This is a genomic window from Streptomyces xanthochromogenes (genome assembly GCF_014650455.1).
Taxonomy (GTDB): Bacteria; Actinomycetota; Actinomycetes; order Streptomycetales; family Streptomycetaceae; genus Streptomyces; species Streptomyces xanthochromogenes.
Map to the genome: position 1 here is coordinate 299,991 of NZ_BMUZ01000002.1, position 23,685 is coordinate 323,675.

Genomic DNA, 23,685 nt, shown 5'->3' on the forward strand with positions numbered 1-23,685 from the left:
TTCGGAGAAGGCCCCCGGGCCGGGGGCCGTGGTGTCAACGCAGGGTGCTGATCGGACTCCCGTCCGCGAGCCGCCCGTTGAGCTCGGCGCGCGCCCCTTCCTTGGCCCGCACGGCCAGGAGGTTCCCCTTCTCGGTGCCGGACATCCCGCCCGACAGGGTCACCGAGGACACCTGCGGGCTGCCCGCCGCGAGCACGAACCAGTTGCCGCCGCGCGACTTCCACAGCACCCCGGCGAGCACCCGCGCCTCACGCGATCCGCAGGACGCGGAGTTCTCGGCGCGGGCCGCGATCGCCCCCGGCGCGAGCCGCTCGGAGGGCGCCTGGAACTGGGCGAACACCCGGCTGCCCGCGCCCCGCCAGGTCTCGGCCCGGGTGCAGATCCAGCCGGCGGTGCCGTTGTTCTCGGGCAGCGCCTGCTGTGCGAACTGCCAGTCGTTGACCGACCGCACCCCGTGCGAGCGGACGGTGGGCAGCAGACACGCGGTGCGGGCCCAGCCCTCGCGTGCGGAGCGGTCCCCGACGTCGCGGGGGTCCGACGGCGGCCCCCAGGTGAGCCGGGCCGGAGCCAGCTCGCCGAGGTCGGTGACGAGCCGCACCCCGCTGTCGTCGTGGAGTTCGAGTGCGTCCCAGGACGTGCACTGGCGGGCCTGCGTGGGCGACACGACCGGGTCGGTCACCCCGTAGGTGTCCCGGTGCAGCGGCCGAGCCGCCGCGCCCGGCGTCAGCAGATCGCGTACGGAGGCCTCGCGCACCCAAGGCGCCGTCAGATAGCGCACGTTGCCGTCGGTGCGGCCCACCACCAGGGCGCCCGCGGACGCGAGGTCGGCGGCGTCCACCCGGGCGAAGTCGAGCGCGGCCCCGGCCGTGCCCTCGTGCGGCTCGGCATAGCGGGCGACCCGCAGACCGTCGTAGAGCAGGACCACCCTGGCCCGATCCACATCGCCGGCGAACAGGAGTTGGGGCGCGCCCATCGGCGGACCGGCCGGGGTGCCCGGCGTCGCCGAGACCTGTACCGAGGGGCCCGGCCTGGCCCACACGGCCAGCGCCCGCCGCAGCAGCCCCGAGTCCCCGAGCAGATCGCCCCGGGCCGGCCAGACGGAGAAGTCGCTGCGCGTCGCGGTCGTCCACGCCGTGGGCTCCACCCGCAGCAGATGGGCGGGGTCGAGCGCGGCCTGAGCCGCCGGGTTCTGCGCGTAGGAGGGCGCGGCCGCGCCGTCGGGCCCCCAGCCGTCGTCCGGCAGCCCGATCAGCGCGCCGCACACCACGAGGGCGGCGACGGCCGCGAGCGCGGCCCGGCCGTGCTGGCGCCGCCGCATCAGATCGGTGGGCCTGGCCTGGAGCGAGCAGGGGTCGAACTCGGCGGATTCCAGGAGGGCCGAGCGCGACTCGTGCTCGCCCGCCTCGACGAGGGCCCGGCGGGCGTCGCCGACCCCGGCCGCGGTCAGCTCGGCGCCCACCGCGTCGTCGCTGAGCCGTTCGAGACCGCGCAGCACGTAGGCCGCACGGGCCGGCCCGGACAGGGCGGAAAGGCGCTGGTCCAGGGCGAGTTCATCGGCGCCGCCCGAGCGCGGGAACAGTCGCAGGCCCCAGACCTGGGGCAGCAGCGGCGGGAGCTGGGCGCGCTTGGGCCAGGCCCTGCGGCGCAGCGGCAGCCCCGCTTCGAGCGCCTGGCGCACCACCCGGCGCCGCACGTACACGTACCCCGGGTCGACACCGGCCCCGGGCCGCCGGGCCCCCGGGATCAGCCCCTCCTCGGCGCCGTCACCGGGGCCGCCGCGGCCGCGCGGCAGCGAGCGCTGCACGATCGCGTGCGCGGTCAGCACCCGGCGGTTGCGCCCGAGGGAGGGCGGCAGTACGAGGTAGGCGAGCCGCACCAGTCGCGGATAGTGCTCGACGAGCGCGGCCTCGGCCTGCTCGACGCCGACGCTGGGGGCGGGTGGGTTGAGGATGTCCTGCTCTGGGGCCACGTTCAGCAAAACGAGCGAATGTGGAGATGGTCACCCCGCACCCAACCGGCCGGGGTATCAGGCGAGTTGACGACGCCGTGAGGTGATCACGCGATGAGCCGTTCGCGCAGCCGGGCCACCGCGTCGTCCGGCACCCCGAGGCCCTCGCGGACGTACTTCTCCATCGATCCGTACGTCGAGTCGACCTCGTCGAGCGCCGCCTCCAGGTACGCGGGCACCACGCCGATGATGGCGAGCGCGATCTCGGGGTCGCCGCCCTGTGCGACGAAGCCCTCGATGAGCGGGGCGAAGGCCTGGCGCACCGCCGGATTGACCGACAGGTACTCGCGCTCGACGGTCGCCCCGTCGGCGCCGAGCAGCGCCAGGATCACCGTCGCGCCCCAGCCGGTGCGGTCCTTGCCCGCCGTGCAGTGGAAGAGCAGCGGGCCCGCGTCCGCGGCGGCGAGCTCGGTCAGCAGGGTGCGGTAGGCGGCGCGGGCCGAACCGGAGGAGACGAGCGAGCGGTAGGTGTCCGCGAACAGGGCCTGCGCCTTGCCCCCGCCGAGGTGCTCCTCGGCCACGACCGGGTCGGCCAGGATGTGCTTGAGCTGGGCGGCGGCGGGCGCCCCGGCCTCCGACAGCTTGTCCGCGAGCGCGTCGGCGATCAGGAGCCGGGTGCCGTCCGGCACCCGGTCGGGGTGGTCGGCGCGCTCGGCGTCGGTGCGCAGGTCCAGGACCGTGCGCAGCCCGAGCCCGGCCACCGCCGGGTCGGCGGCCGGGTCCATGCGGTCGAGCTGGCCGGCCCGGAAGACCAGGCCCGGGCGGACCGTACGGCCGCCGGACAGCGGGGTGGAGCCGAGGTCGCGGAGGTTGGCGACGGTGGTGGCGGGAATCGCGATCATGGGTGGGCGGCTCCTGAGCGGGTGGAATCTACCGGTTTGCAACCGAACGGTAGTCCACGACGTCCGAACGGTGGTCGATGACTCCCGCCACCCCGAGACCGAGCCCCAGTGCCGCGAAGTGTCCCGCGTCCGTGAAGGTGCGCCCGCGGTCCAGGAGGGGCTTGGCGGCCAGCGCGAGCAGGGCGAGCCGGGCGCCGCCGCGCAGCGGGCCGCGCGGCAGGGCCGAGGTCAGGGCCCCCAGGACCGCGTAGAAGCCGTAGCTGGTGCCCACGTCCAGGGCGGCGCGGGTGGCGGGCGAGGGACGGCCGGCGCGCAGGCCCCCGTACACCAGGAGCGTGGCTCCCGTGTGCCCGAACAGGAACACCCCGGCCGTCCACCAGGCGCCGTGCGCGTACTCCGCGTAGCCGAGGACGGCCAGGAGGAGCAGCGCGTAGGGCAGCTCCATGGGCTCCTCGACGAGGAGCGCGCTGGTGACGAGGGTGGACCAGCGGCCGGCCGCCAGGTTGTCGACGTTGGTGGAGCACGAGCGCAGCAGGTCCCGGCGGGCCGGACCGGCGAGCAGGCGCCTGCTCGCGTGCGCGAGGAGCTGGACGCCGCCGACGTAGGCGGGAGCGAGGGTGGGTACACGCATGCCCCCATGATCCGGCATCGCGCGAGCGGGCCGCCCATCGGCCCGGCAAGTATCGCCAAGTCGCTTTATTCACAAGGGAGTTGGGGGCACGATGGGGTGATGCGAAACGATGCGCGAGTGGTCCTCGGGGTGCTGGTGGCGGCCGTGGTCGTGACCGGCTGCGGTTCCTCGTCCCCGCACCCGGACCCGACCGCGAGCGGCACCCTGGAGCAACTGGCCGCGCGGGCCGACTGCACGCCGGTCGTCTCGACGGACTCCGCGGAGCTGCGCCAGGCCAACTGCACCACGAGGGACGGCCGTTACGTGCTCGCCACCTTCGCCACCGACCGGGGCCAGCGCGAGTGGATCAATGAGGCGAAGGACTACGGCGGTGTCTACCTGGTCGGCCGCAAGTGGGTGGCGGTGGGCGAGCAGCCCGTGGTCACGGCACTGCACGGCCGGCTCGGTGGCAGTGTCGAGACCGGGACCATGCATTCCGGACACTGACCGGGTCGGCCGCGCAGCGGCAGACGCCCCCTCGCGTAGGACGCGGGAGGTCAGGCGCAGGAGCGCCCCGTGTTGATGCAGTTCACCGCCTTCCCCATCAGCTGATCGCTGAAGACGTCGATGAAGTCACCGTGATCGGTGACGGGCTTGTGCAGCTGCTCGGGGAACGAGTCCACCGCGAACGCGCCGGCCTTGGCGGGCACGTCGTAGACGATGCGCTGCACCAGTTGGGGAATCGCCTTGAATCCGGCCGGGCAGGCACCCCGTTTGTCGGCGAAGGCGACATGGGTGCGGTGATTGGCGCTGTCGGTGTTCTTCCCGTCCCAGCAGCTCTGGAACTTGAAGGTACGGACCACGTTGCTGCCCTGGGGGCAGAGCGGGTATTTGTCCTTGAGCTGTCGGTTCTCGAATCCGGTGCAGCTCCAGGAGGCGTTGGCATTGGCATTGCCATTGGTGAACGCCTTCGCGTCACCGGTGATGATCCGTAGGAATTTGGGCATCGCGGTCACCTTGCCCACCGGGCTCCCGACGAATGTGATCGTCGCCTGCACGGGGGTCCGGATCTTTCCCAGGTTCTTGTCCTTGCCGCCGCCGTCGGCCTTCGCGTCCACGTCGTTGCCCTGATCCAGGACCCGTACGACCGGCCAGTAATAGGTGGACCTGTCGCCCTGGTTGCGGCAGCTGGTGCCGCCCCTGGCGAGGTCACCGTCGCTGGAGAAGGCGTCCGTCGCCTGGTTCCCGACGTAGTCGTGCATGTGGTGGGCGCCGTTGCTCACGCCGGGCGCCACGATGACGTTGTCGGGATTGCGCTTGCCGTTCTGGTTGCGGCCGCAGTCGCTGGTGAAGGTGCCGGTGGAGGCGCCGCGCCGGGGGGCGGGGGCGGCGACGTTCGGGCGTACGGAGCGGATGTCGACGAAGTCGCGGCGGGAGAGGCCGGAGGCGGAGGCGGCCGAAGCGGCGGCGACCGCTTGGCCGTCGCCCTGGCCGCTTGCCTGGTCACCGCCCTGGCCGTCGTCCTGCACGCCGGTGCGGTCACCGCGCGGGTCGCTGCCCTGGTCACCCGGCGCCGGTGCGTCGGCGGCCCGCATCGAACAGGCGGCCAGGCCCTTGCCGTTGAGGTCCGGCTGCCCGGTGGCGTCCGCGATCTGCCCGATCGAATCGGTCCGCTTCGCCTTCAGCGGGGCGAGCACCATGCGGTCCGCGAGGCCGGGGTCGCGCTGGATCCGGTCCTTGTTGTCGGCGAACTCGGTGTACGCGTCGGTGATCTGCGTATCGAGATCGGCGAGCTGCCGGTCGACCCGCGGCTTCGCCGCATCGGGCACGGTGGAAAGGGAATTGCCTACGTCCGGACAGTCGATGGTCGACAACATGCGCATCTGTGACATGTCGTGCCCGGACGGCCCGCGGCCGCCCGCACCGCCCTCACTGGCGGAGGCGTAGAAATTGACCGCGGCGAGCCCGCCTCCGCCCAGGATGAGCGCGGCCGCGGCCAGCGTCATCCGGCGGGGGAGGGTCGGCCGTTTTCGGGGTGAGCGTGCGATGCGTCCCATGGAACTCCTTCGCTTGAAGCGCGCAGTTCCATACGGATGGGAACGGTGGGGCGTTCAACGGCTCAGGAGATTCACGGGAGTTGAGGAAACCCCCTCGGTCAGCGCGCCTGCTTCACCGCGCGCAGCACCACGAACTTCGGGTCGGAGGCCATGAGTTCGCACGTGCCGAACATCCGGCGCAGCTTGTCGTGGTAGCCGAGGTGGCGGTTGCCCACCACCCGCAGCTCGCCGCCCTCGCGCAGGGCGGCCCGGGCATCCGCGAACATGCGCGAGGAGGTGCGGTCCGTCGTCGCCTGGTGGGTGTGGAACGGCGGGTTGTTGAGGACGAGGTCCGCGCTGCCGGGCGGGAAGTCCGCCAGGCCGTCACCGAGCCGGAACTCGGCCTCGCGGGCGGGCCCGGCACACATCCGGAAGGTGGCCTCGGCCGAGGCCATCGCCGGGTGCGACTCGTCGGCGAAGGTGATCCGCGCCTCCGGGTTCGCGAGCGCCGCGGCCGTGCCCACGATGCCGTTGCCGCAGCCCAGGTCCACCACGTGGTCGGGGCCGGTGCGCTCGGGCAGGTGCTGGAGCAGGAAACGGGTGCCGATGTCCAGGCGGTCGGCGCAGAACACCCCGGCGTGATTGGTGACCGCGAGGCCGGAGGCGGGGCCGATGCCCAGCTCAAGGGAGTACGTCAGCGGCCACGGGTTGCGCGGCCTGGAGAGCTTCGGGTCCGGGGTGGTGAAGATCAGCCGGGCCTTCTTCTCGGCCAGCGAGGTCTTCGTCGGACCCAGGATGCGCTCGAACAGGTTCAGCGTCGAGGTGTGGATCTCCTTGACCATGCCGGCGCCGACCACGACCGTGCCCGCGTGCAGCGAGGGCGCGATCCGCTGGAGCTGGTCCTCCAGGAGCCCGAGGCTCTTGGGTACCCGTACGAGCAGCACGTCCACGCGCTCGGGCACCGCGGCCCGGGTCGACAGGAGACGTACCGCGTCGGGCGCGGAGCCGGCCCGCGCCAGGTTGGCCCGGGTCGCCTCCTGGGCCAGGAACGAGTCGCTGATCTGTACGGGGTGGTGCTCGGCGAGCGCCGTCGTGAGCGCACCCCAGCGGTCGCCGGTCACGACGACGGTCCCCGAGAGGTCCAGGTTCCCGATCTCGGCGAGGTGCCGCAGCAGATAGTCGTCGGCGGCGTCCCAGGCCCGCAGCGGGTCACGGGCGTCTTCGGGAAATCGGGTCAGGTCGTGCTCGCCCCAGGGCGTGATCATGCGGTTCATTGCTTGCCAGGCTAACCCGAAACCGTGGTCGTGCCCCGCCGTGGCGGCCGGGGCCGGTATCCGCCCGGGCTCGGCCCCGCGTCCGTGGCGGCCGGGGCCCGCATCCGCCCGGGTTCAGCCCCGGTCGAGGTAGGCGAGGACGGCGAGGACCCGGCGGTTGTCGTCGTCGGAGACCGGCAGGCCCAGCTTCGCGAAGATGTTGGAGGTGTGCTTGGCGATGGCCCGCTCGGTGACGACCAGGCGCTCGGCTATCGCGGCGTTGGAGCGGCCCTGTGCCATCAGTTCCATCACCTCCAGCTCGCGCGGGGTGAGCCCGCCGAGCGGCTCGTCCCGCGCCCTGCGGGAAAGGAGCTGCTGGATGACCTGGGGGTCCATCGCGGTGCCGCCGCCCGCGACCCGGCGCACCGCGTCGATGAACTGGGCCGCGTCGAACACCCGGTCCTTGAGGAGGTAGCCGACCCCGCCGTCGCCGTCCGCCAGGAGTTCGCGCGCGTACAGCTGCTCCACGTGCTGGGACAGGACCAGGACCGGCAGGCCGGGCCGGGCCCGGCGGGCGGCGAGCGCGCACTGGAGGCCCTCGTCGGTGTGCGACGGCGGAAGCCGGACGTCGACGATCGCGACGTCCGGCTCCAGCTCGGCGAAGGCCCGGGTCAGCTCGGGTCCGGTCTCCACGGCGGCCAGGATCTCGAAGTCGAACGCCTCCAGCATTCTGACCAGGCCGTCGCGGAGCAGGAACAGGTCTTCGGCTAGGACAACGCGCAAGGGATCTCCAGGGTGACCAGGGTGGGGCCGCCCACGGGGCTGCTGACGGCCAGGACGCCGTCGAATGTACCGAGCCGTCGCTCGACCCCGCTCAGGCCGCCGCCCGCCCCGGCCTCGGCGCCGCCCCTGCCGTTGTCGCCGACGGACACCCGCAGCGCGCCGGCCTCGTACGACAGGTCGACCCAGACGCTGTCCGCCGCCGCGTGCTTGACCGCGTTGGTGAGCAGCTCGCTGACCGCGAAGTACGCCGCCGATTCGACCGGTGCCTCGGCGCGGGCGCGGTCCGGCAGGTCGACGGACACCTCGGTCGCCACCGGCAGGCGCAGCGCCAACGCCCTTACGGCGTCCGCGAGTCCACGTTCGGCGAGGACCGGCGGGTGGATGCCGCGCACCAGGTCGCGCAGTTCGGTCAGGGCTTCCGCGGAGGACTGGCGGGCCGTCGCGAGGAGCCGCTTGGCCTGGGCCGGGTCCTTCTCGACGAGGGCCTCGATGGTGCCCAGGTTCATGCCCATGGCGACGAGGCGGGCCTGCGCCCCGTCGTGCAGGTCCCGCTCGATGCGCCGCAGTTCGGCCGCCGAGGTGTCCACGGCGTCGTGCCGGGTCTCGGTGAGCCGGTCGACGCGCTGCGCCAGCTCGGCCTCGCGGGAGGGGGAGAGCAGCGCCCGGGCGAGCTGGAAGTGGCCGCGCAGCAGGGCCGGGTTGACGAACAGGCCGAGCACGAACAGGGCGGTGCCGAGCGCGGCCGCCGCGTAGCCGCTCTGCTGGCTGGTGACGTGGATGAACAGGAACCAGTCGCCGCCCGCGTTCGCGATCGGCCGCCACACGCCGAGCGCGATGACCCAGCCGTACGCCACGTACGCGAGCAGGACGGGCGGCAGGAGCGCGATGCCGAACCCGGCCGTCATGTCGGCGAGCATCCAGCGCAGGTCGTGCCAGGTCGCGGGGTCGCGCAGGAGCGTGGTGCACCGCGCGGCCCAGCCGGCCGGGCCCGGGCGACGCGGCACCGGCCGGTACGCCGACGGGATGCGTACGCCGCTCCAGCTCAGGGCCAGCGTCCGGCGGAAGTCGGCGTGGGCGCGCACCCGCTCGATGAACAGCGGGGCGGCGAAGACGCCGATGCCGACGGGTATGAGACCGATGGAGACGACGGTCAGGGTGAACAGCAGGACCGATCCGGCCATCGACACCAGCGCCAGGGCGAGGCCCCGCACCCCCGCCAGAAGCGCTTCGCGCGCCTTGGTCGCATTCATTGTCTCCCCGTTTTCCTCGCCGCCGGTGGACCGGCCTCCAGTGTCGCCGGACACGGCACGCGTGGTCACTGGGTTCCGCCCCCGGCCCGGGGGTGTTGCTGGCAACACCCCCTGAGCTGCGTCGCGGGGCACGCGCGGGGGATCGGGGCCCGGGTGTGCGGGAGAACGGGAGCGCGGGGGAACGGGGCACGGGCGCGAAAAGGGCGGGGCGCCCCCCGGCGCCCCGCCCTTCCCGACTCGCCTGTCAGGGCGCGTACTTGTAGCCGACCCGGCGCACGGTCTGGATCGCGCCGCGGTGCTGGGCGCCCAGCTTGCGGCGCAGCCGGGCCACGTGGACGTCCACGGTGCGGCCGTCGCCGACATGGCCGTAGCCCCACACCGTGGTGACCAGCTGGTCGCGGGTGTGCACCCGGTGCGGGTGCGCCACCAGATGGGCGAGCAGCTCGAACTCCAGGTAGGTGAGGTCGAGTTGGGCCCCGTCGACCTCGGCGGTGCGGCGCACCGTGTCGATCCGTACGAGGGCGTCGCCGGTGGTCGCGGCGGGCTCGACCGACACCGACGTCAGGGGCTCGGGCGCCGCGGCGAGCAGCGGGGGCTGCTGGTCGGCGGGGACGAGGACCAGGTAGCCGACCATCGCCGGGCGGCCCGGCAGCGCGGGCAGCGTGTGCTGCGGGGCGGGCAGCCAAGTGGCGCCCGGCGGAAGGAAGTCGACGACCTGACCGGCGGCCGGCCGGGCCACCTCGTCACGGTCCACGGCTCGCAGTCGGTGCCGGCCCAGGGGAAGCGGGGTGTGGGCGTCGGCGGAAGGGAGGGTACGGGTGTTCGCCATGAGGGGTCAGCTCTTTCGCGCGAGGAGTCGTCAGCGGGAGACGTACGTCGTTGCGCGCGGGCCGAAGGCCTGGAGTGGATCGAGGCGTTAGAGGGCCGGCGCGTTCATCGCGCGGCAACACACCCGGTCGAAGTCGTGGTCCTGACGGGACGGCCAGAACGGCTCGAGGTCGGTGCGACCTGTCGAGGTGCTCCGGATGCTGGTCATGTCCCCATTCAACCAGACGATCCGCCCGGTGCAGCAGCCCCCTCCCACGGACTGATACGAATCCTTGGCACAGCGTGACCGGATCAGGCCACCGCGACCCGGCCGAAGCGACCCGGCCACCAACGCGCGAGGGCGCCCACCGCACCAGCGGTGGACGCCCCGACGGAACCCGGCCGTCCGGCTCAGACCTGCCCGGCCTTCTCCAGGCCGGTGCAGCAGGTGTCGACGATGAGGCGGGTCACCACGTACGGGTCGACGTTGGCGTTCGGGCGGCGGTCCTCGATGTAACCCTTCCGGTCCACCTCGACCTGCCACGGGATGCGGACCGAGGCGCCGCGGTCCGAGACGCCGTACTTGTACTGGTCCCACGGGGCCGTCTCGTGCAGGCCGGTCAGGCGGTCGTCGATGCCGGCGCCGTAGTTCTTGACGTGGTCCATGGGCTTGGAGCCCTCGCCGAGCGCCTCGCACGCGGTGATGATCGCGTCGTAGCCCTCGCGCATGGCCTTGGTGGAGAAGTTGGTGTGCGCGCCCGCGCCGTTCCAGTCGCCCTTGACCGGCTTCGGGTCGAGGGTGGCCGACACGTCGAAGTCCTCGGCGGTGCGGTAGAGCAGCCAGCGCGCGATCCACAGCTGGTCGGAGACTTCGAGGGGGCCGACCGGTCCGACCTGGAACTCCCACTGGCCGGGCATGACTTCGGCGTTGATGCCGGAGATGCTCAGGCCCGCGGCGAGGCAGTGGTCGAGGTGCTTCTCGACGATCTCGCGGCCGAAGATCTCGTCCGCGCCGACACCGCAGTAGTAACCGCCCTGCGCGGCCGGGAAGCCGTTCACGGGGAAGCCGAGCGGACGGGCGCCGTCGAAGAAGGTGTACTCCTGCTCGATGCCGAAGATCGGCTCCTGCGCCGCGAACTGCTCGGCGAGCGGGCGCAGCAGGGCGCGGGTGTTGGAGGCGTGCGGCGTCCCGTCGATGTCGAAGACCTCGCACAGGACCAGGATGTTCTCGCCGCCGCGGATCGGGTCCGGGCAGGAGAACACCGGCTTCAGGACGCGGTCCGACGCGTGGCCCTCGGCCTGGTTGGTGCTTGACCCGTCGAAGCCCCAGACGGGCAGCTCGGCGACGGCCCCGGGCGTACCGGCCATGATCTTGGTCTTCGAGCGGAGCTTGGCGGTCGGCTCGGTGCCGTCGATCCAGATGTACTCGGCCTTGTACGTCACGGAAGCCATCCTCTGTGGGAGCTGCGGGTTGCCTGCGCGCTGCCACGCTGCGGCGCTGCTGTACGACCCGCAGCCTCACACCCCGAAATTTCCCGCCCGTTGCCCGTTTGTGAACCCGGTGTTACCTGGGGTTCCTCAGGTGCCCCGAGGAGCCCGCGGCTCTGTGGTTCGTCCGAGGCCGGTGCCCGGTGCCTCGGCGCTTCCTCCCAAGCAGCCGCCCGGAGCGGCCTTCGAGGACCCCGCGCGATCGCTCGGCACCCCGGCGCGCTCCGGCTCGTATACCGAGAGCGCGAACGGTCCTTCGCGCCCCGTCCGACGGCCGGGGCAGACTGGTCGCCATGAACGACACCACCCGCACCCCCCGCATCGGACTCCTCGGCACCGGCCCCTGGGCCGTCGCCACGCATGCGCCCGCTCTGGCCGCGCACCCCGGCGTCGACTTCGCCGGGGTGTGGGGGCGGCGGCCCGAGGCGGCCGCCGCGCTCGCGCGGGAGCACGGTGTCGCGGTGTACGAGGACGCCGACGAGCTGTTCGCGGACTGCGATGCCGTGGCCTTCGCGCTGCCGCCGGACGTGCAGGCGCCGCTCGCGGTGCGGGCCGCGGCGGCGGGCTGTCATCTGCTCCTGGACAAGCCGGTCGCCACGAACGTGGCCGGCGCCCGCGAACTGGCCGAGGCGGCCGAGCGGGCCCAGGTCGCCTCCGTCGTGTTCTTCACGCTCCGCTTCGCGCCGGAGACCGCGGCGTGGGTGGCTCGACAGGCAGCCGCGCAAGGGTGGTTCACCGGCCGGGCGCGGTGGTACGGGTCGCTGTTCACGCCGGGCGCCGAGCGCAGCCCGTACGCCGCCTCGCCCTGGCGGGGCGAGAAGGGCGCGCTCTGGGACGTCGGCCCGCACGCCCTTGCCGTGCTCGCCGGGGTGCTCGGCGAAGTGACCGCCCTGACGGCGGCGGCCGGCCCCGGCGACACCGCGCACCTGATCCTGCGGCACGCCTCGGGCGCCTCCAGCACCGCGGACCTGAGCTTCACCGCGCCGCCGGCCGCCGCGGGCGTCGAGGTGTCGCTGCTCGGGGAGACCGGCGCCGAGGTGATGCCGGGCTGGGGCGGCGCGCTCGACGCGTTCGGTGCCGCGCTCGACGCGCTGCTCGACGCCGCCCGCACCGGGGTGCCGCACCCGTGCGACGCCCGGTTCGGGGCGCGCATCACCGAGCTCCTGGCGGACGCCGAGACCCAGCTCGGCCGGGTCTGACGGAGGCCGGCCGGGTCTGACGGAGGCCGGCCGGGTCTGACGGAGGCCGGCCGGGCCTGACGGAGGCCGGCCGGGCCTGAGGGAGGCCAACCCGGCCTGAAGGAGCGCTACTTGCGCGCGAGGGCGTTCCGTACGGCCTCCTCGGTGCGGCCCACCACGGCCGTGCCGTCGTCCGCCGTGATGATCGGGCGCTGGATCAGCCCGGGGTGCTCGGCGAGCGCGGTCACCCAGCGCTCGCGGGCCTCCGCATCGCGCGGCCAGTCCTTCAGGCCGAGCTTCTTGGCGGCGGCCTCCTGCGTGCGCGTGATGTCCCACGGCTCCAGGCCGAGCCGGTCGAGCACCGCCCTGATCTCCTCGGGCGACGGCACGTCGTCCAGGTAGCGGCGCACCGTGTAGTCGGCGCCCTCGGCATCCAGCAGCTTCACCGCGCCGCGGCACTTCGAGCAGGCCGGGTTGATCCAGATCTCCATGCCGCCAGGCTACCCGCGCTACGGCCTCAAAGCCCGGCTGGCCAGGGGCGATTGTCAGTGGTGCCCAGTAAAATCGAGAGGGTAAGCCAGGGTTCCCGACCGCCCAGGAGGACGCCCATGACCGCTGCCGCACTCGCCTCGCACACCTCGAAACAGCTGTCCCTCCAGCCCCTTCACAAGGTCCCGCTGCCCGCCGGGCGCCCGCGCGTCTGGTACGAGTCGCACAACCGCCGCCTGAAGGCCATGCGCCTGGCCATCGCCCTGCTCGACACGGGCGTCTACCGGCCCGAGCAGGCGCCCGACCGCACGATACGCACCGTGGCCGCGCTCATCGGCGTCCATCCGCCGTCGGAGACGACCTGCCGGATGGTGCGCGGGCTGATCTACGACGGCCGCTGAGGCACCCGCGATCCGGGCCGGGTCACGCCCCCGTGGAGCCGGGGGCGTGACCCGGGCCCGCACCGGAGCCCGGGGCGCCGATGATTTAGTGTGGCCTGGCCGTGGTGTTCGGGAAGACCGGTGCGAAACCGGAGCGGCCCTCGCCACTGTGATCGGGTTCCCCGGGGTTCTGGGGAGCCGCCGTCCCCGCGCGACGCCACTGGCCAGGACCCACCTGCCCGGGAAGGCCGGGACGAAGGCACCCACCCGTCAGCCAGGAGACCGGCCGCGGCATCTCACGAAGTGATCCACGAGGTGCTGGAGCGTGACCCGCATGACCCTGCCCGTTCGCACGTCCCCCGAGACGGGCGCCCACGCGGTGCCCTCCTTCCACTGGCGGCGCGAGGACACCGTCCGAACCGCCGTCCTCCTCACGGTGATAGCCGCCCTGCACATCCTCGCCTTCGGCGTCCTGTTCCTGCTCGTGGCCCCCGCGCACTACGCCGTCGGCACCAAGACGTACGGCATCGGGCTCGGCATCACCGCATACACCCTCGGCATGCGGCACGCCTTCGACGCCGACCACATCGCGGCCATCGACAACACCACCCGCAAGCTGATGGCCGACGGCAAGCGGCCGGTGTCCGTGGGCTTCTGGTTCGCGCTCGGCCACTCCAGCGTGGTCGTGATCATGGCGGCCCTGGTGGCGGGCGGCGCCCAGCTCGCGGGCACCCTGATGAACGAGGACTCCCGCGCCCACCAGGTGCTCGGCGTGGTCGGAACCACCGCCTCCGGCTCCTTCCTCTACCTCATCGCGGCCCTCAACCTGGTGGCCCTGTTCGGCATCCTGAAGGTGTTCCGGGCGATGCGGGCGGGCGCGTACGACGAGAAGGAACTCGAAGCGCACCTGGATGCGCGGGGGTTCATGAACCGCGTCCTGGGCCGCTTCACCAAGTCCATATCCCGGCCCGGCCAGATGTACCCGCTGGGCTTCCTCTTCGGTCTCGGCTTCGACACCGCGACCGAGGTCACCCTGATGGTGATGGCCGGCACCGGCGCCGCCGCCGGACTGCCCTGGTACGCCATCCTGTGCCTGCCGCTGCTGTTCGCGGCGGGAATGAGCCTGTTCGACACGCTCGACGGCACGTTCATGAACTTCGCCTACCAGTGGGCGTTCTCGAACCCGGTCCGCAAGGTCTACTACAACCTCACCATCACGGGCCTCTCGATCGCGGTGGCCTTCTTCATCGGCACGATCGAACTCGTCGGCGTCCTGCACGAGAAGCTCGACCTCACCGACCCGGTCAGCGGCTGGATCGCGGAGCTGGACATGGACAACGTCGGCTTCGTGATCGTCGGCCTGTTCGTGGTGGTGTGGGCGGCGGCGCTGGCGTACTGGCGGCTCGGCAAGGTCGAGCAGAAGTGGGCGTCCGGCGGGGCGTGAGGCGCGGGCCGGGGCTCAGCCGCCCTCGCGCGGCCCCGGCACACCGTGGTCGCTGCCGGGTGCGCCCCGGTCGTTCTGGAGCCGCCACAACTCCCTGAACAGGCCGTCCGACGCGACGAGTTCGGCGAAGGTGCCCTCCTGGAGGATCCGGCCCCGGTCGAGCACGACGATGCGGTCGGCGACCGCCACGTTCGCCAGCCGGTGGGTCACCAAAACCACCGCGCGGTCGCGGGCGACCGTCCGCAGGCCGGTGAAGATGCGGTGCTCGGCCCGGGCGTCGAGCGCACTCGTCGGCTCGTCCATCACGAGCAGCCCGGCCGGGCGGTGGAAGGCCCGGGCGATCGCGATCCGCTGCCACTGCCCGCCGGACAGCTCCACCCCGCCGAACCACTCCCGGGCGAGCAGGGTGTCGAGGCCGCTGCGCAGCCCGTCGACGACCTCCGCCGCGCCGGAGTGCGCGGCGGCGCGGCGCACGGACTCGTCGCCGCCGTGCGGCTGGCCCAGCGTGATGTTGTCGCGCGCGGACATCGGCCAGTGCGCGAAGTCCTGCGGCACGACGGCGGTCTGCCGCCACAGGGCCTGCGGATCGCACCGTTCGACACCGATCCCGTCCCAGGTCACGGCCCCCTCGCTCGGCAGGTACAGGCCGGTGAGCAGCTTGCTGAGGGTGGTCTTGCCGGACCCGTTCTCGCCGACGAGCGCGAGCACCTCGCCCTTGCGCACCTCCAGGGTCACCTTCTCCAGGGCGGCCCGTTCGCTGCCGGGATAGCGGTACGTCAGCGACTCGGCCCGGACGACCTCCGGCGCGGGCGGCGCCAGGGAGCCGCGGGCCATCCGGTGCCCGCCCGCCTCGTCGATGAACTCGGCCCAGTCGTCGAGATAGAGCCCGGTGCGAAAGAGCCGCGTCCCGTACCCGACCACGCCGTGCAGCGAGGAGGAGACCGTGCGCAGCGCGAACACCGCGGTGCCCGCGGAGGCCACCGACATCCGCCCCGACCCGAGCAGCCAGGCGAGCGCGCCCCACACGATCCCCGCCGCGAGCCCGCCCACCAGGGCGCCGAGCACCGAGTAACGGGCGCCCTGGTGCACGGCCTTGTCGGTCGCCGCGTCCACCCGTTGTCCGATCGCCCGGTAGCGGTCGAGCAGGAACCGGGCCATCGTGCAGGACCGCAGCTGGTCGGCGGTGTCCTTGTCGATCACGAACCAGCGCAACAGGTTCAGGGTGCGCCGCTCGGCGCTCATCGCCCGCGACGCCTCGTAGTGCACCTGGGCCGCCCGGACCCCGGCGATGCCCTGCGGCAGCGCGGCGAGCAGCAGCAGCGGGAGCAGTGCCGGATGCAGCACGGTGACCACCCCGGCCGCCGCGACGAGCGAGGCCACGCACGCCATCAGGTCCTGCGAGTCGGTCAGGAGCTGCTGGGCGACCTCGGCGCCCCGGTCGGCCGCCTCCCGCTTGTCGTTGAACCCGGGCTGGTCGTACGCCGAGAGCTCGGCCTGGACGGCGGCGGCCAGCATCTGCATCTCGGCCTCGCGGGAGATCCGCGGCGAGAGCCGCCCCGAGATGTTCACCACCACGATCCCGAGCAGCGCCCGCAGCCCGGCTGCCCCGGCGAGCACCACGATCGAGGGCAGGGCGTCGCGCAGCCGGTGCGCGATGTCCCCGCTCGCAATGAGCGCGGTGATCGTACGCGTCGTGGCGAGCAGTCCGAACGCCTCGAAGAACCCCGAGAGCGCCTGGCAGCACAGCAGCACGAGCACCGCCCGCCGGTCCACCCGCCAGGCCAGCGCGAGCGCCTTGCGCACCAGCTGCGGCAGTCGCCGGGCCATGGTCCGCGTATTCACCGGCCGCCGCCGACTCGCCTCCAACGAGCTTGACCGGTAACGCAGTTGCTCATCGACGTCCGGTGCCACGATGCCGCCCCCCGAGCTAGGATCCGCCCACTTTCCCGCAAGATCCCCGCCACGGGCCCGTCCCGTACCAGGCACCACCCGTTGGGAGGGAGCACAACGGGGGAGCGAGCCGCGACGCAGCGAGCCCCGCCGCCCGGTGAGGGTGGCGGGGCTCGGGGGTGCGGGGGCCGCTGGGCCTAGATGTCGAAGTACAGCTCGAACTCGTGCGGGTGCGGCCGCAGCTGGATCGGGGCGATCTCGGCCGTGCGCTTGTAGTCGATCCAGGTCTCGATCAGGTCGGAGGTGAAGACACCGCCGGCCTGGAGGTACTCGTTGTCCGCCTCCAGGGCGTCCAGGACGGCCGGGAGGGAGGTCGGGACCTGCTGGACGTTGGCGTGCTCCTCGGGAGCCAGCTCGTAGAGGTCCTTGTCGATCGGCTCGGCCGGCTCGATCTTGTTCTTGATGCCGTCGAGACCCGCGAGCAGCAGCGCGGAGAACGCCAGGTACGGGTTGGACGACGGGTCCGGGGCGCGGAACTCGACGCGCTTGGCCTTCGGGTTGGAGCCCGTGATCGGGATGCGCATCGCGGCGGAGCGGTTGCGCTGCGAGTACACCATGTTGACCGGCGCCTCGAAGCCCGGGACCAGGCGGTGGTAGGAGTTCACCGTCGGGTTGGTGAAGGCGAGCAGCGACGGGGCGTGCTTGAGGATGCCGCCGATGTAGTAGCGGGCCATGTCCGAGAGGCCCGCGTAGCCCTGCTCGTCGTAGAACAGCGGGTCGCCGCCGGACCACAGGGACTGGTGGACGTGCATGCCCGAGCCGTTGTCGCCGAAGATCGGCTTCGGCATGAAGGTCGCGGTCTTGCCGTTGCGCCAGGCGACGTTCTTCACGATGTACTTGAAGAGCATCAGGTCGTCGGCCGCGGCGAGCAGCGTGTTGAACTTGTAGTTGATCTCGGCCTGGCCGGCCGTGCCGACCTCGTGGTGCTGGCGCTCGACCTGGAGGCCGGAGTTCTCCAGCTCCAGGGAGATCTCGGCACGCAGGTCGGCGAAGTGGTCGACCGGCGGGGCCGGGAAGTAGCCGCCCTTGTAACGGACCTTGTAGCCGCGGTTGTTCTCCTCGGAGCCGGTGTTCCAGGCGCCGGCCTCGGAGTCGATGTGGTAGAAGGACTGGTTCGCGGAGGTCTCGAAACGCACCGAGTCGAAGACGTAGAACTCGGCCTCGGGGCCGAAGTAGGCGGTGTCCGCGATGCCGGTGGAGGCGAGGTAGGCCTCCGCCTTCTTGGCGATGTTGCGCGGGTCGCGGCTGTACTGCTCGCCCGTGATCGGGTCGTGGATGAAGAAGTTGATGTTCAGCGTCTTGTCACGGCGGAAGGGGTCCAGGCGGGCCGTCGACAGGTCCGGGCGCAGCGCCATGTCGGACTCGTGGATCGCCTGGAAGCCGCGGATCGACGAGCCGTCGAAGGCCAGTTCCTCCGTCGCGTCGAACGCCTTCGCGGGAATCGTGAAGTGCTGCATCACGCCCGGCAGGTCGCAGAACCGGACGTCGACGAACTTCACGTCGTTGTCCGCGATGAACTTCTTCGCGTCGTCGCCGTTCTGGAACATCCAACTCCTCCTACTCCCGCCCGGGAGGGGCGGGGTTGCAGCTCGGTCGTGCGGCCAGTGCGGTGGCACACGCTGGACCCGACCATAGGCAGGCGGGATTTCTCAAGCGTGACCCGTTTGTTTCACCCAAGTTAACCGGCCTGGTGACGAGCGTGCCAAGACTGACCCGGGCCGAAGTGATCGAAAACGGGCGCAGTACCGTGGGATCCGTGGACAACAGGCAAGCAATCGGATCGTGGCTCTCGGGACCCCGCGCGGCCGCCGAGGAGATGGGCGTCGACTTCGGCTACCGGGGCCAGCGGCTCGGTCTGCCCAAGGACGGGCCCGGCTCGGTGGCCCCGCTCGGGCGGCGCTTCGCCGCCATCTTCATCGACTGGGCCCTGTGCGCCCTGATCGCGTACCAGCTGATCGCCCGCGGCAACCCGCACAGCGCGAGCAACTGGGCGCTCCTGGTGTTCCTGGTGCTCGGCGTGCTCACGGTGGGGACCGTCGGGTTCACGCCCGGCAAGCGGCTGCTCGGGCTGCGCGTGGTCGCCGAGGAGGGCGGCCGGCTCGGCATCGTGCGCGTGGTCGTCCGCACCGTGCTGCTGTGCCTGGCGATCCCGGCGCTGATCTGGGACCGCGACGGCCGCGGTCTGCACGACCGCCTCGCCCGCGCGGTCCAGGTCAGGATCTGACCGGCCCACCGACGTGGGAAGGCGGCCCGGACCATCTCGGTCCGGGCCGCCTTCGTATGCCTAGGAGGCTTCGTGTGCGTACGAGGCCTCGGGTGCCCGCGCGGTGGAGGTCAGCGCATCTTTCCGCCGCGCGGCATCCGCGTGCCCTTGGGCATCGGACCCTTCGGCAGCGGCATGTTGCTCATCAGGTCGCCCATGGCGCGCAGCCGGTCGTTAGCCGCGGTCACCTGGGGGCCCGAGAGCACCCGGGGGAACTTGAGGAGCGTGGTGCGGACCTTCTTCAGCGGCACCTGGCCCTCGCCGTCGCCGACGATCACGTCGTGGACCGGGACGTCCACCACGATGCGGGCCATCTTCTTCTTCTCGGCCGCCAGCAGGGACTTGACCCGGTTCGGGTTGCCCTCGGCCACCAGCACGACGCCGGCCCGGCCGACGGCCCGGTGGACGACGTCCTGGCTGCGGTTCATCGCCACGGCCGGGGTGGTGGTCCAGCCGCGCCCGATGTTTTGGAGCACGGCGGCCGCCGCGCCCGGCTGGCCCTCCATCTGACCGAACGCCGCCCGCTCGGCACGCCGTCCGAAGACGATCGCCATCGCGAGCACGGCCACCAGGAGGCCCAGGATGCCGAGATAGACCGGGTGCCCGAGCAGGAACCCGATCGCGAGGAAGACGCCGAGGACGACGATTCCCACGCCAGCGATGACAAGCCCGATCTTGGAATCGGCCTTGCGGGTCATCTTGTAGGTCAGGGCGATCTGCTTCAGTCGCCCCGCATTCGCATCGTTCGCAGCGCTCTCTGCGGTTGCCTTCCTCGCCATACCAGGAAGTTTACGTGGCCTAGGAGGGACGGGTGGCCACGGCCTCCAGTACGTGCTGGGCCTCGACCCGGTCCTTGGCCCGGCGCCGGTCCTCCAGGACCGCGGTCCAGGCGTTGCGCCGGGCGGTCCGCTGGCCGGAGCCCATGATCAGCGATTCCATGGCGCGCAGCGCGCCGGTGACGGACGGAAGCGTGGTGGCTCGCACGGTCTGCGGAGCGGTAGCGGCCTGCATCGTCGAGGTCCCCCCTCGGGACGGGAAGTCAGGAACGGACGGTGGTGTGGGGGCATGCGCGGTGCGTAAAGCCAGGGTCACTGATTGGTGTTACCAGGGCGTGTCCGACCGGTCAAACGCCAATGAAACATTGACGCGGCCCCGCAAAACGTTGACGCGGCCCGTACGCGGCCCCGACCTGCGGGGAAGGTACGAGCCGCGACGAATCGGCCATTACTGATCAGTAGCCGCTTGTGAGCGGATTCACGTACGGCCCTCCCGGGGCGGCCGTCGGGCCGGCCCCGGAGCGGCCTGCGGGTCCGCTCACGGACCCGCTGTTCGATCAGACGGCGGTGGCGGCGCTCCGGGCTTCCATCGCCTGCTGGTAGAGGCGCCCGGCCCGGTACGAGGAGCGGACCAGCGGGCCCGACATCACACCGGAGAAGCCGATCTCGTCGGCCTCCTCCTTCAGCTCCACGAACTCCTGCGGCTTCACCCAGCGCTCGACGGGGTGGTGGCGCACGGAGGGCCGCAGGTACTGCGTGATCGTGATGAGTTCGCAACCCGCGTCGTGCAGGTGCTGGAGCGCCTCGCTGATCTCCTCGCGGGTCTCGCCCATGCCGAGGATCAGGTTCGACTTGGTGATCAGGCCGTAGTCGCGGGCCTTGGTGATCACGTCGAGGGAACGCTCGTAACGGAAACCGGGGCGGATCCGCTTGAAGATCCGCGGCACGGTCTCGACGTTGTGCGCGAACACCTCGGGGCGGGAGGAGAAGACCTCCTCCAGCTGCTCGGGGACCGCGTTGAAATCCGGGGCGAGCAGTTCGACCTTGGTGCGGCCCTCGGCGCGCTGCGAGGTCTGCGCGTGGATCTGGCGCACGGTCTCCGCGTACAGCCAGGCACCGCCGTCCGCGAGGTCGTCGCGGGCGACGCCGGTGATGGTCGCGTAGTTCAGGTCCATCGTGACGACCGACTCGCCGACGCGGCGGGGCTCGTCACGGTCGAGCGCCTCGGGCTTGCCCGTGTCGATCTGGCAGAAGTCGCAGCGCCGGGTGCACTGGTCGCCGCCGATGAGGAAGGTCGCCTCGCGGTCCTCCCAGCACTCGAAGATGTTGGGGCAGCCCGCCTCCTGGCAGACCGTGTGCAGACCCTCGCTCTTCACCAGCTTCTGCAACTGGTTGTACTCGGGGCCCATCTTCGCCCGGGTCTTGATCCACTCGGGCTTGCGCTCGATGGGGGTCTGGCTGTTCCGGACCTCCAGGCGCAGCATCTTGCGTCCGTCGGGTGCGACTGCGGACACGTCCGGCTCCCTGTGACTTCGATTCTTCGGCGAACCCTAGGGTACGCCCGTTGATTGAACGGCCGGGGTGCGGCCCACTGCCGTGGGAGCAACCCGGGGAGGCGCGGGAGCATTCCCTCGCCGCGGGTCGGTCAGGCCGAGGCCCGCTCGATCTCGCGGGGGGCGAGCTCCGCGTGCTCCAGGATGTCCTTGAGGTGGCGCTCCGCCACGGGCAGCACCTCCTCGATCGTGACCTCGCGGCCCAGCTCGTACGAGAGCGACGTCACACCCGCGTCGCGGATTCCGCACGGCACGATCCGGTCGAACCAGGTGTTGTCCGGGTTCACGTTGAACGAGAAGCCGTGCATGGTGACGCCCTTGGCGACGCGGATGCCGATCGCCGCCAGCTTGCGGTCCTCGCGGCGCTGGCCGGCGTTGGACGGCGCGTACTCGGGGCCGTTGAGCCGGGGGTCGAACTCGTCGTCGTTCAGCCGCGGGTCGAAGTCGAGGGAGAGACCGCCGGGCTTCGGGCGCTGCTCGACCGGGTCGCCGAGCACCCACACCCCGCTGCGGCCTTCGACCCGGGTGGTGGCGAGGCCGAAGTCGGCGGCGGTACGGATCAGGGCCTCTTCGAGGCGGCGTACGTGCGCGACGACGTCGACGGGGCGCGGCAGCTTCTGGATCGGGTAGCCGACCAGCTGGCCCGGGCCGTGCCAGGTGATCTTGCCGCCGCGGTCGACGTCGATCACCGGGGTGCCGTCCAGGGGGCGCTCGCTGTCCTCGGTGCGCCGGCCCGCGGTGTAGACGGGGGGGTGCTCAAGGAGCAGGCAGGTGTCCGGGACCTCGTCCGCGAACCGGGCCGCGTGCACCCGGCGCTGCTCGTCCCAGGCCTCCTGGTACTCGACCGCTTCCTCGCCGAAACCCAGCCGGACAAATCGCAGCTCGTTCACTCCAGCTCCCCTGTCGAACTTCTCGGATGCCATCGATGCGCGCCCTCAATCACTGTACGACCGTGTTCGAGGACCCCCGCACGCCCCCCGGAGCCCGGCAGAAACGGCACGTCACCACACGATCGGATGAATGCGGGGCGAAGGTGGCGGCACCGGCCGTATTGACCGCTAAATTCTCGCCGTTCCATGAGGGCTGCAAGGTTGGCCCGGAAGGCAGGAGAACGCAGAGCTGATGACGGAACGACCCTCGCAGCGCACCCCCAACCGCCAGCTCGCCACACTCATCGCGGAAGCCGGGTTCTCCAACGCGGGGCTCGCCCGTCGCGTTGACCAGCTCGGTCTCGAGCACGGCCTGGACCTGCGCTACGACAAGACCTCGGTCACCCGGTGGCTGCGCGGCCAGCAGCCGCGCGGCACCACACCCGCACTGATCGCCGAGGTGTTCACCCGGCGGCTGGGCCGCCGGCTCTCCGCACAGGACCTCGGGCTCGACGCCTGCGCGCCGGTGTACGCGGGCCTGGAGTTCGCGGCGACACCCGAGGAGGCCGTCGACATCGTCAGCGGCCTGTGGCGCAAGGACTCGGGCAGCCATGCCGAGCTCCGCAAGATCGCATTCACCCCGGCGGGCCTGGTGGTCCCGAGCCGGGACTGGCTGATCGGGCGGGCCGACGACCGGGTGGGACGCGGTGAGCCCGGCCCGCCGGGCAACGTGACCCGCATCCCGGTCCAGGGCCGGCCCACGGTGCCCCGCCAGCGCACCACCGACCGGGGCCCCGGACAGCGGGTGACCGGCGGGGACATCGCGGCGCTCCGCTCGGTCGGCGAACTGTTCCGCACGCTCGACCACGCCTACGGCGGCGGCCACGCCCGCCAGGCCCTGGTGCGCTATCTGGAGCACGAGGCCGAGCCGATGCTGCGCGGCACCTACGGCGAGAACGTGGGGCGCCGGCTCTTCGCGGCCGCCGCGGACCTGACGAGACTGGCCGGCTGGACCTCGTACGACATCGCGGCGCACGGGCTCGCCCAGCGGTACTTCGTGCAGGCGCTGCGGCTCTCGCAGGCGGCGGGCGACCGGGCCTACGGCAGTTACGTCCTGGTCACCATGAGCCGGCAGGCCGTCTATCTGGGGCACGGCCGCGAGGCGGTGCAGCTCGCCAGGGTCGCCCAGCAGGGCGTGGGCTCGGCGGCGCCGCCCGTCGTGCAGTCGCTGCTCAACGCCGTCGAGGCGCGGGGGCACGGGGTGCTGGGCGAGGTCCGTGCGTGCACGGCATCCCTCGCGCGGGCCGAACGCGCCCTGGAGAGCGCCCGCCCCGGCGACGACGTGCCGCACTGGGGCCGGCACTTCGACGAGGCGCAGCTCGCCGACGAGTTCGGCCACTGCCACCGCGACCTCCAGCAGTACCGCGCGGCCGCCCAGCACGCGGAGCGCTCGCTGCAGCTGCGCGCGCCGGGCTACGCCCGCTCCCGGCTGTTCTGCCGGGTCGTGCTCGCCACCGCCCGCCTCGGACTCGGCGAACTCGACCAGGCCTGCGCGCTGGGCGCGGAGGCCGCGCAGCAGGCCGGCGAGATGCGGTCGGCGCGCGCGGTCGAGTACGTACGCGACTTCGAGCGCCGCTTGGAGCCGTACCGGGACGCGGCGGCGGTCCGCACCTACCGGGACCGGGTGGCCGCCCTTGGCTGAGGCG

The 23,685-nt window shown here is 72.2% G+C and carries 22 protein-coding genes and 1 riboswitch; of the genes, 6 read left to right on the forward strand and 16 right to left on the reverse strand.

Translation table 11 applies throughout. The annotated features are described in order from the left end of the window. Positions 1-34: 34 nt before the first annotated feature. The 3 genes from IE267_RS05170 to IE267_RS05180 form a co-directional block, all read right to left on the reverse strand. Positions 35-1,978 (reverse strand): hypothetical protein, encoded by a 1,944-nt coding sequence (locus tag IE267_RS05170; RefSeq protein WP_189762292.1) that lies wholly within the window; start codon positions 1,976-1,978, stop codon positions 35-37. Between the two features lie 77 nt (positions 1,979-2,055). Then, positions 2,056-2,850: a tyrosine-protein phosphatase gene (locus tag IE267_RS05175; protein ID WP_167153680.1), complete on the reverse strand. Its 795-nt coding sequence runs from the start codon at positions 2,848-2,850 to the stop codon at positions 2,056-2,058. A 28-nt stretch (positions 2,851-2,878) separates the two neighbouring features. After that, complete coding sequence (locus IE267_RS05180; protein ID WP_189762293.1) at positions 2,879-3,481, reverse strand: rhomboid-like protein; 603 nt, start codon at positions 3,479-3,481, stop codon at positions 2,879-2,881. A gap of 99 nt (positions 3,482-3,580) precedes the next feature. On the opposite strand from IE267_RS05180, the gene IE267_RS05185 reads away from it, so the two are divergent. Next, on the forward strand, positions 3,581-3,967 hold the full coding sequence (locus IE267_RS05185) for a hypothetical protein (protein WP_229860747.1): 387 nt from the start codon (positions 3,581-3,583) through the stop codon (positions 3,965-3,967). A gap of 50 nt (positions 3,968-4,017) precedes the next feature. Here the strand turns inward: IE267_RS05185 and IE267_RS05190 are convergent, their stop codons facing one another. The 6 genes from IE267_RS05190 to glnII all read right to left on the reverse strand — a co-directional run bounded on the left by IE267_RS05190 (position 4,018) and on the right by glnII (position 11,032). Continuing rightward, positions 4,018-5,517: a DUF1996 domain-containing protein gene (locus IE267_RS05190; protein WP_189762294.1), complete on the reverse strand. Its 1,500-nt coding sequence runs from the start codon at positions 5,515-5,517 to the stop codon at positions 4,018-4,020. Between the two features lie 98 nt (positions 5,518-5,615). Continuing rightward, a complete protein-coding gene (locus IE267_RS05195; protein WP_189762496.1) occupies positions 5,616-6,761 on the reverse strand; it encodes a methyltransferase in 1,146 nt (381 codons plus the stop codon). 123 nt (positions 6,762-6,884) lie between these two features. Then, complete coding sequence (locus tag IE267_RS05200) at positions 6,885-7,532, reverse strand: response regulator transcription factor (RefSeq protein ID WP_161248495.1); 648 nt, start codon at positions 7,530-7,532, stop codon at positions 6,885-6,887. After that, entirely contained in the window at positions 7,517-8,782 is a 1,266-nt protein-coding gene (locus IE267_RS05205; RefSeq protein ID WP_167153686.1) for a sensor histidine kinase, read from the reverse strand. The genes IE267_RS05200 and IE267_RS05205 overlap by 16 nt, the downstream gene beginning before the upstream one ends. A 244-nt stretch (positions 8,783-9,026) precedes the next feature. Then, positions 9,027-9,611: a winged helix-turn-helix domain-containing protein gene (locus IE267_RS05210; RefSeq protein WP_167153688.1), complete on the reverse strand. Its 585-nt coding sequence runs from the start codon at positions 9,609-9,611 to the stop codon at positions 9,027-9,029. 389 nt (positions 9,612-10,000) lie between these two features. Then, a complete protein-coding gene (glnII, locus tag IE267_RS05215; RefSeq protein WP_161248489.1) occupies positions 10,001-11,032 on the reverse strand; it encodes a glutamine synthetase in 1,032 nt (343 codons plus the stop codon). 338 nt (positions 11,033-11,370) lie between these two features. On the opposite strand from glnII, the gene IE267_RS05220 reads away from it, so the two are divergent. Continuing rightward, positions 11,371-12,276 carry a Gfo/Idh/MocA family protein gene (locus tag IE267_RS05220; protein WP_189762295.1) on the forward strand — a complete coding sequence of 302 codons (906 nt, stop codon included), beginning with the start codon at positions 11,371-11,373 and terminating at the stop codon, positions 12,274-12,276. 107 nt (positions 12,277-12,383) lie between these two features. Here IE267_RS05220 and IE267_RS05225 read toward each other — a convergent pair whose 3' ends face one another. Next, a complete protein-coding gene (locus IE267_RS05225) occupies positions 12,384-12,746 on the reverse strand; it encodes an ArsC/Spx/MgsR family protein (protein WP_189762296.1) in 363 nt (120 codons plus the stop codon). Between the two features lie 117 nt (positions 12,747-12,863). Between IE267_RS05225 and IE267_RS05230 the strand changes: the two genes are divergently transcribed. Then, on the forward strand, positions 12,864-13,145 hold the full coding sequence (locus IE267_RS05230; protein ID WP_189762297.1) for a hypothetical protein: 282 nt from the start codon (positions 12,864-12,866) through the stop codon (positions 13,143-13,145). Between the two features lie 85 nt (positions 13,146-13,230). Further along, positions 13,231-13,429, forward strand: a riboswitch (cobalamin riboswitch). A gap of 29 nt (positions 13,430-13,458) precedes the next feature. Next, positions 13,459-14,568 carry a Nickel transporter NicT gene (gene nicT / locus IE267_RS05235; protein ID WP_167156296.1) on the forward strand — a complete coding sequence of 370 codons (1,110 nt, stop codon included), beginning with the start codon at positions 13,459-13,461 and terminating at the stop codon, positions 14,566-14,568. A gap of 15 nt (positions 14,569-14,583) precedes the next feature. Here the strand turns inward: nicT and IE267_RS05240 are convergent, their stop codons facing one another. Together IE267_RS05240 and glnA are read right to left on the reverse strand one after the other, a co-directional pair. After that, positions 14,584-16,395, reverse strand: coding sequence for an ABC transporter ATP-binding protein (locus IE267_RS05240; protein ID WP_189762298.1), 1,812 nt, complete (start codon positions 16,393-16,395; stop codon positions 14,584-14,586). A 260-nt stretch (positions 16,396-16,655) separates the two neighbouring features. Continuing rightward, positions 16,656-18,065, reverse strand: coding sequence for a type I glutamate--ammonia ligase (gene glnA, locus IE267_RS05245; RefSeq protein WP_161248481.1), 1,410 nt, complete (start codon positions 18,063-18,065; stop codon positions 16,656-16,658). A 209-nt stretch (positions 18,066-18,274) separates the two neighbouring features. On the opposite strand from glnA, the gene IE267_RS05250 reads away from it, so the two are divergent. After that, entirely contained in the window at positions 18,275-18,742 is a 468-nt protein-coding gene (locus IE267_RS05250) for an RDD family protein (RefSeq protein WP_161248479.1), read from the forward strand. Between the two features lie 110 nt (positions 18,743-18,852). On the opposite strand, the gene IE267_RS05255 is transcribed toward IE267_RS05250, so the two are convergent. The 4 genes from IE267_RS05255 to lipB all read right to left on the reverse strand — a co-directional run bounded on the left by IE267_RS05255 (position 18,853) and on the right by lipB (position 22,000). Beyond that, positions 18,853-19,560, reverse strand: coding sequence for a DUF4191 domain-containing protein (locus tag IE267_RS05255; RefSeq protein WP_100576873.1), 708 nt, complete (start codon positions 19,558-19,560; stop codon positions 18,853-18,855). Positions 19,561-19,579: 19 nt separating this feature from the next. Then, a complete protein-coding gene (locus IE267_RS05260; protein ID WP_161248477.1) occupies positions 19,580-19,792 on the reverse strand; it encodes an SCO2195 family GlnR-regulated protein in 213 nt (70 codons plus the stop codon). A 322-nt stretch (positions 19,793-20,114) separates the two neighbouring features. Continuing rightward, positions 20,115-21,071 carry a lipoyl synthase gene (gene lipA, locus IE267_RS05265; protein WP_161248475.1) on the reverse strand — a complete coding sequence of 319 codons (957 nt, stop codon included), beginning with the start codon at positions 21,069-21,071 and terminating at the stop codon, positions 20,115-20,117. Between the two features lie 131 nt (positions 21,072-21,202). After that, positions 21,203-22,000, reverse strand: coding sequence for a lipoyl(octanoyl) transferase LipB (gene lipB / locus IE267_RS05270; RefSeq protein WP_161248500.1), 798 nt, complete (start codon positions 21,998-22,000; stop codon positions 21,203-21,205). A gap of 232 nt (positions 22,001-22,232) precedes the next feature. Here lipB and IE267_RS05275 point away from each other — a divergent pair, with 232 nt between their 5' ends. After that, a complete protein-coding gene (locus IE267_RS05275) occupies positions 22,233-23,681 on the forward strand; it encodes an NsdA family TPR-like regulatory protein (RefSeq protein WP_167153695.1) in 1,449 nt (482 codons plus the stop codon). The last annotated feature ends 4 nt before the right edge of the window (positions 23,682-23,685 follow it).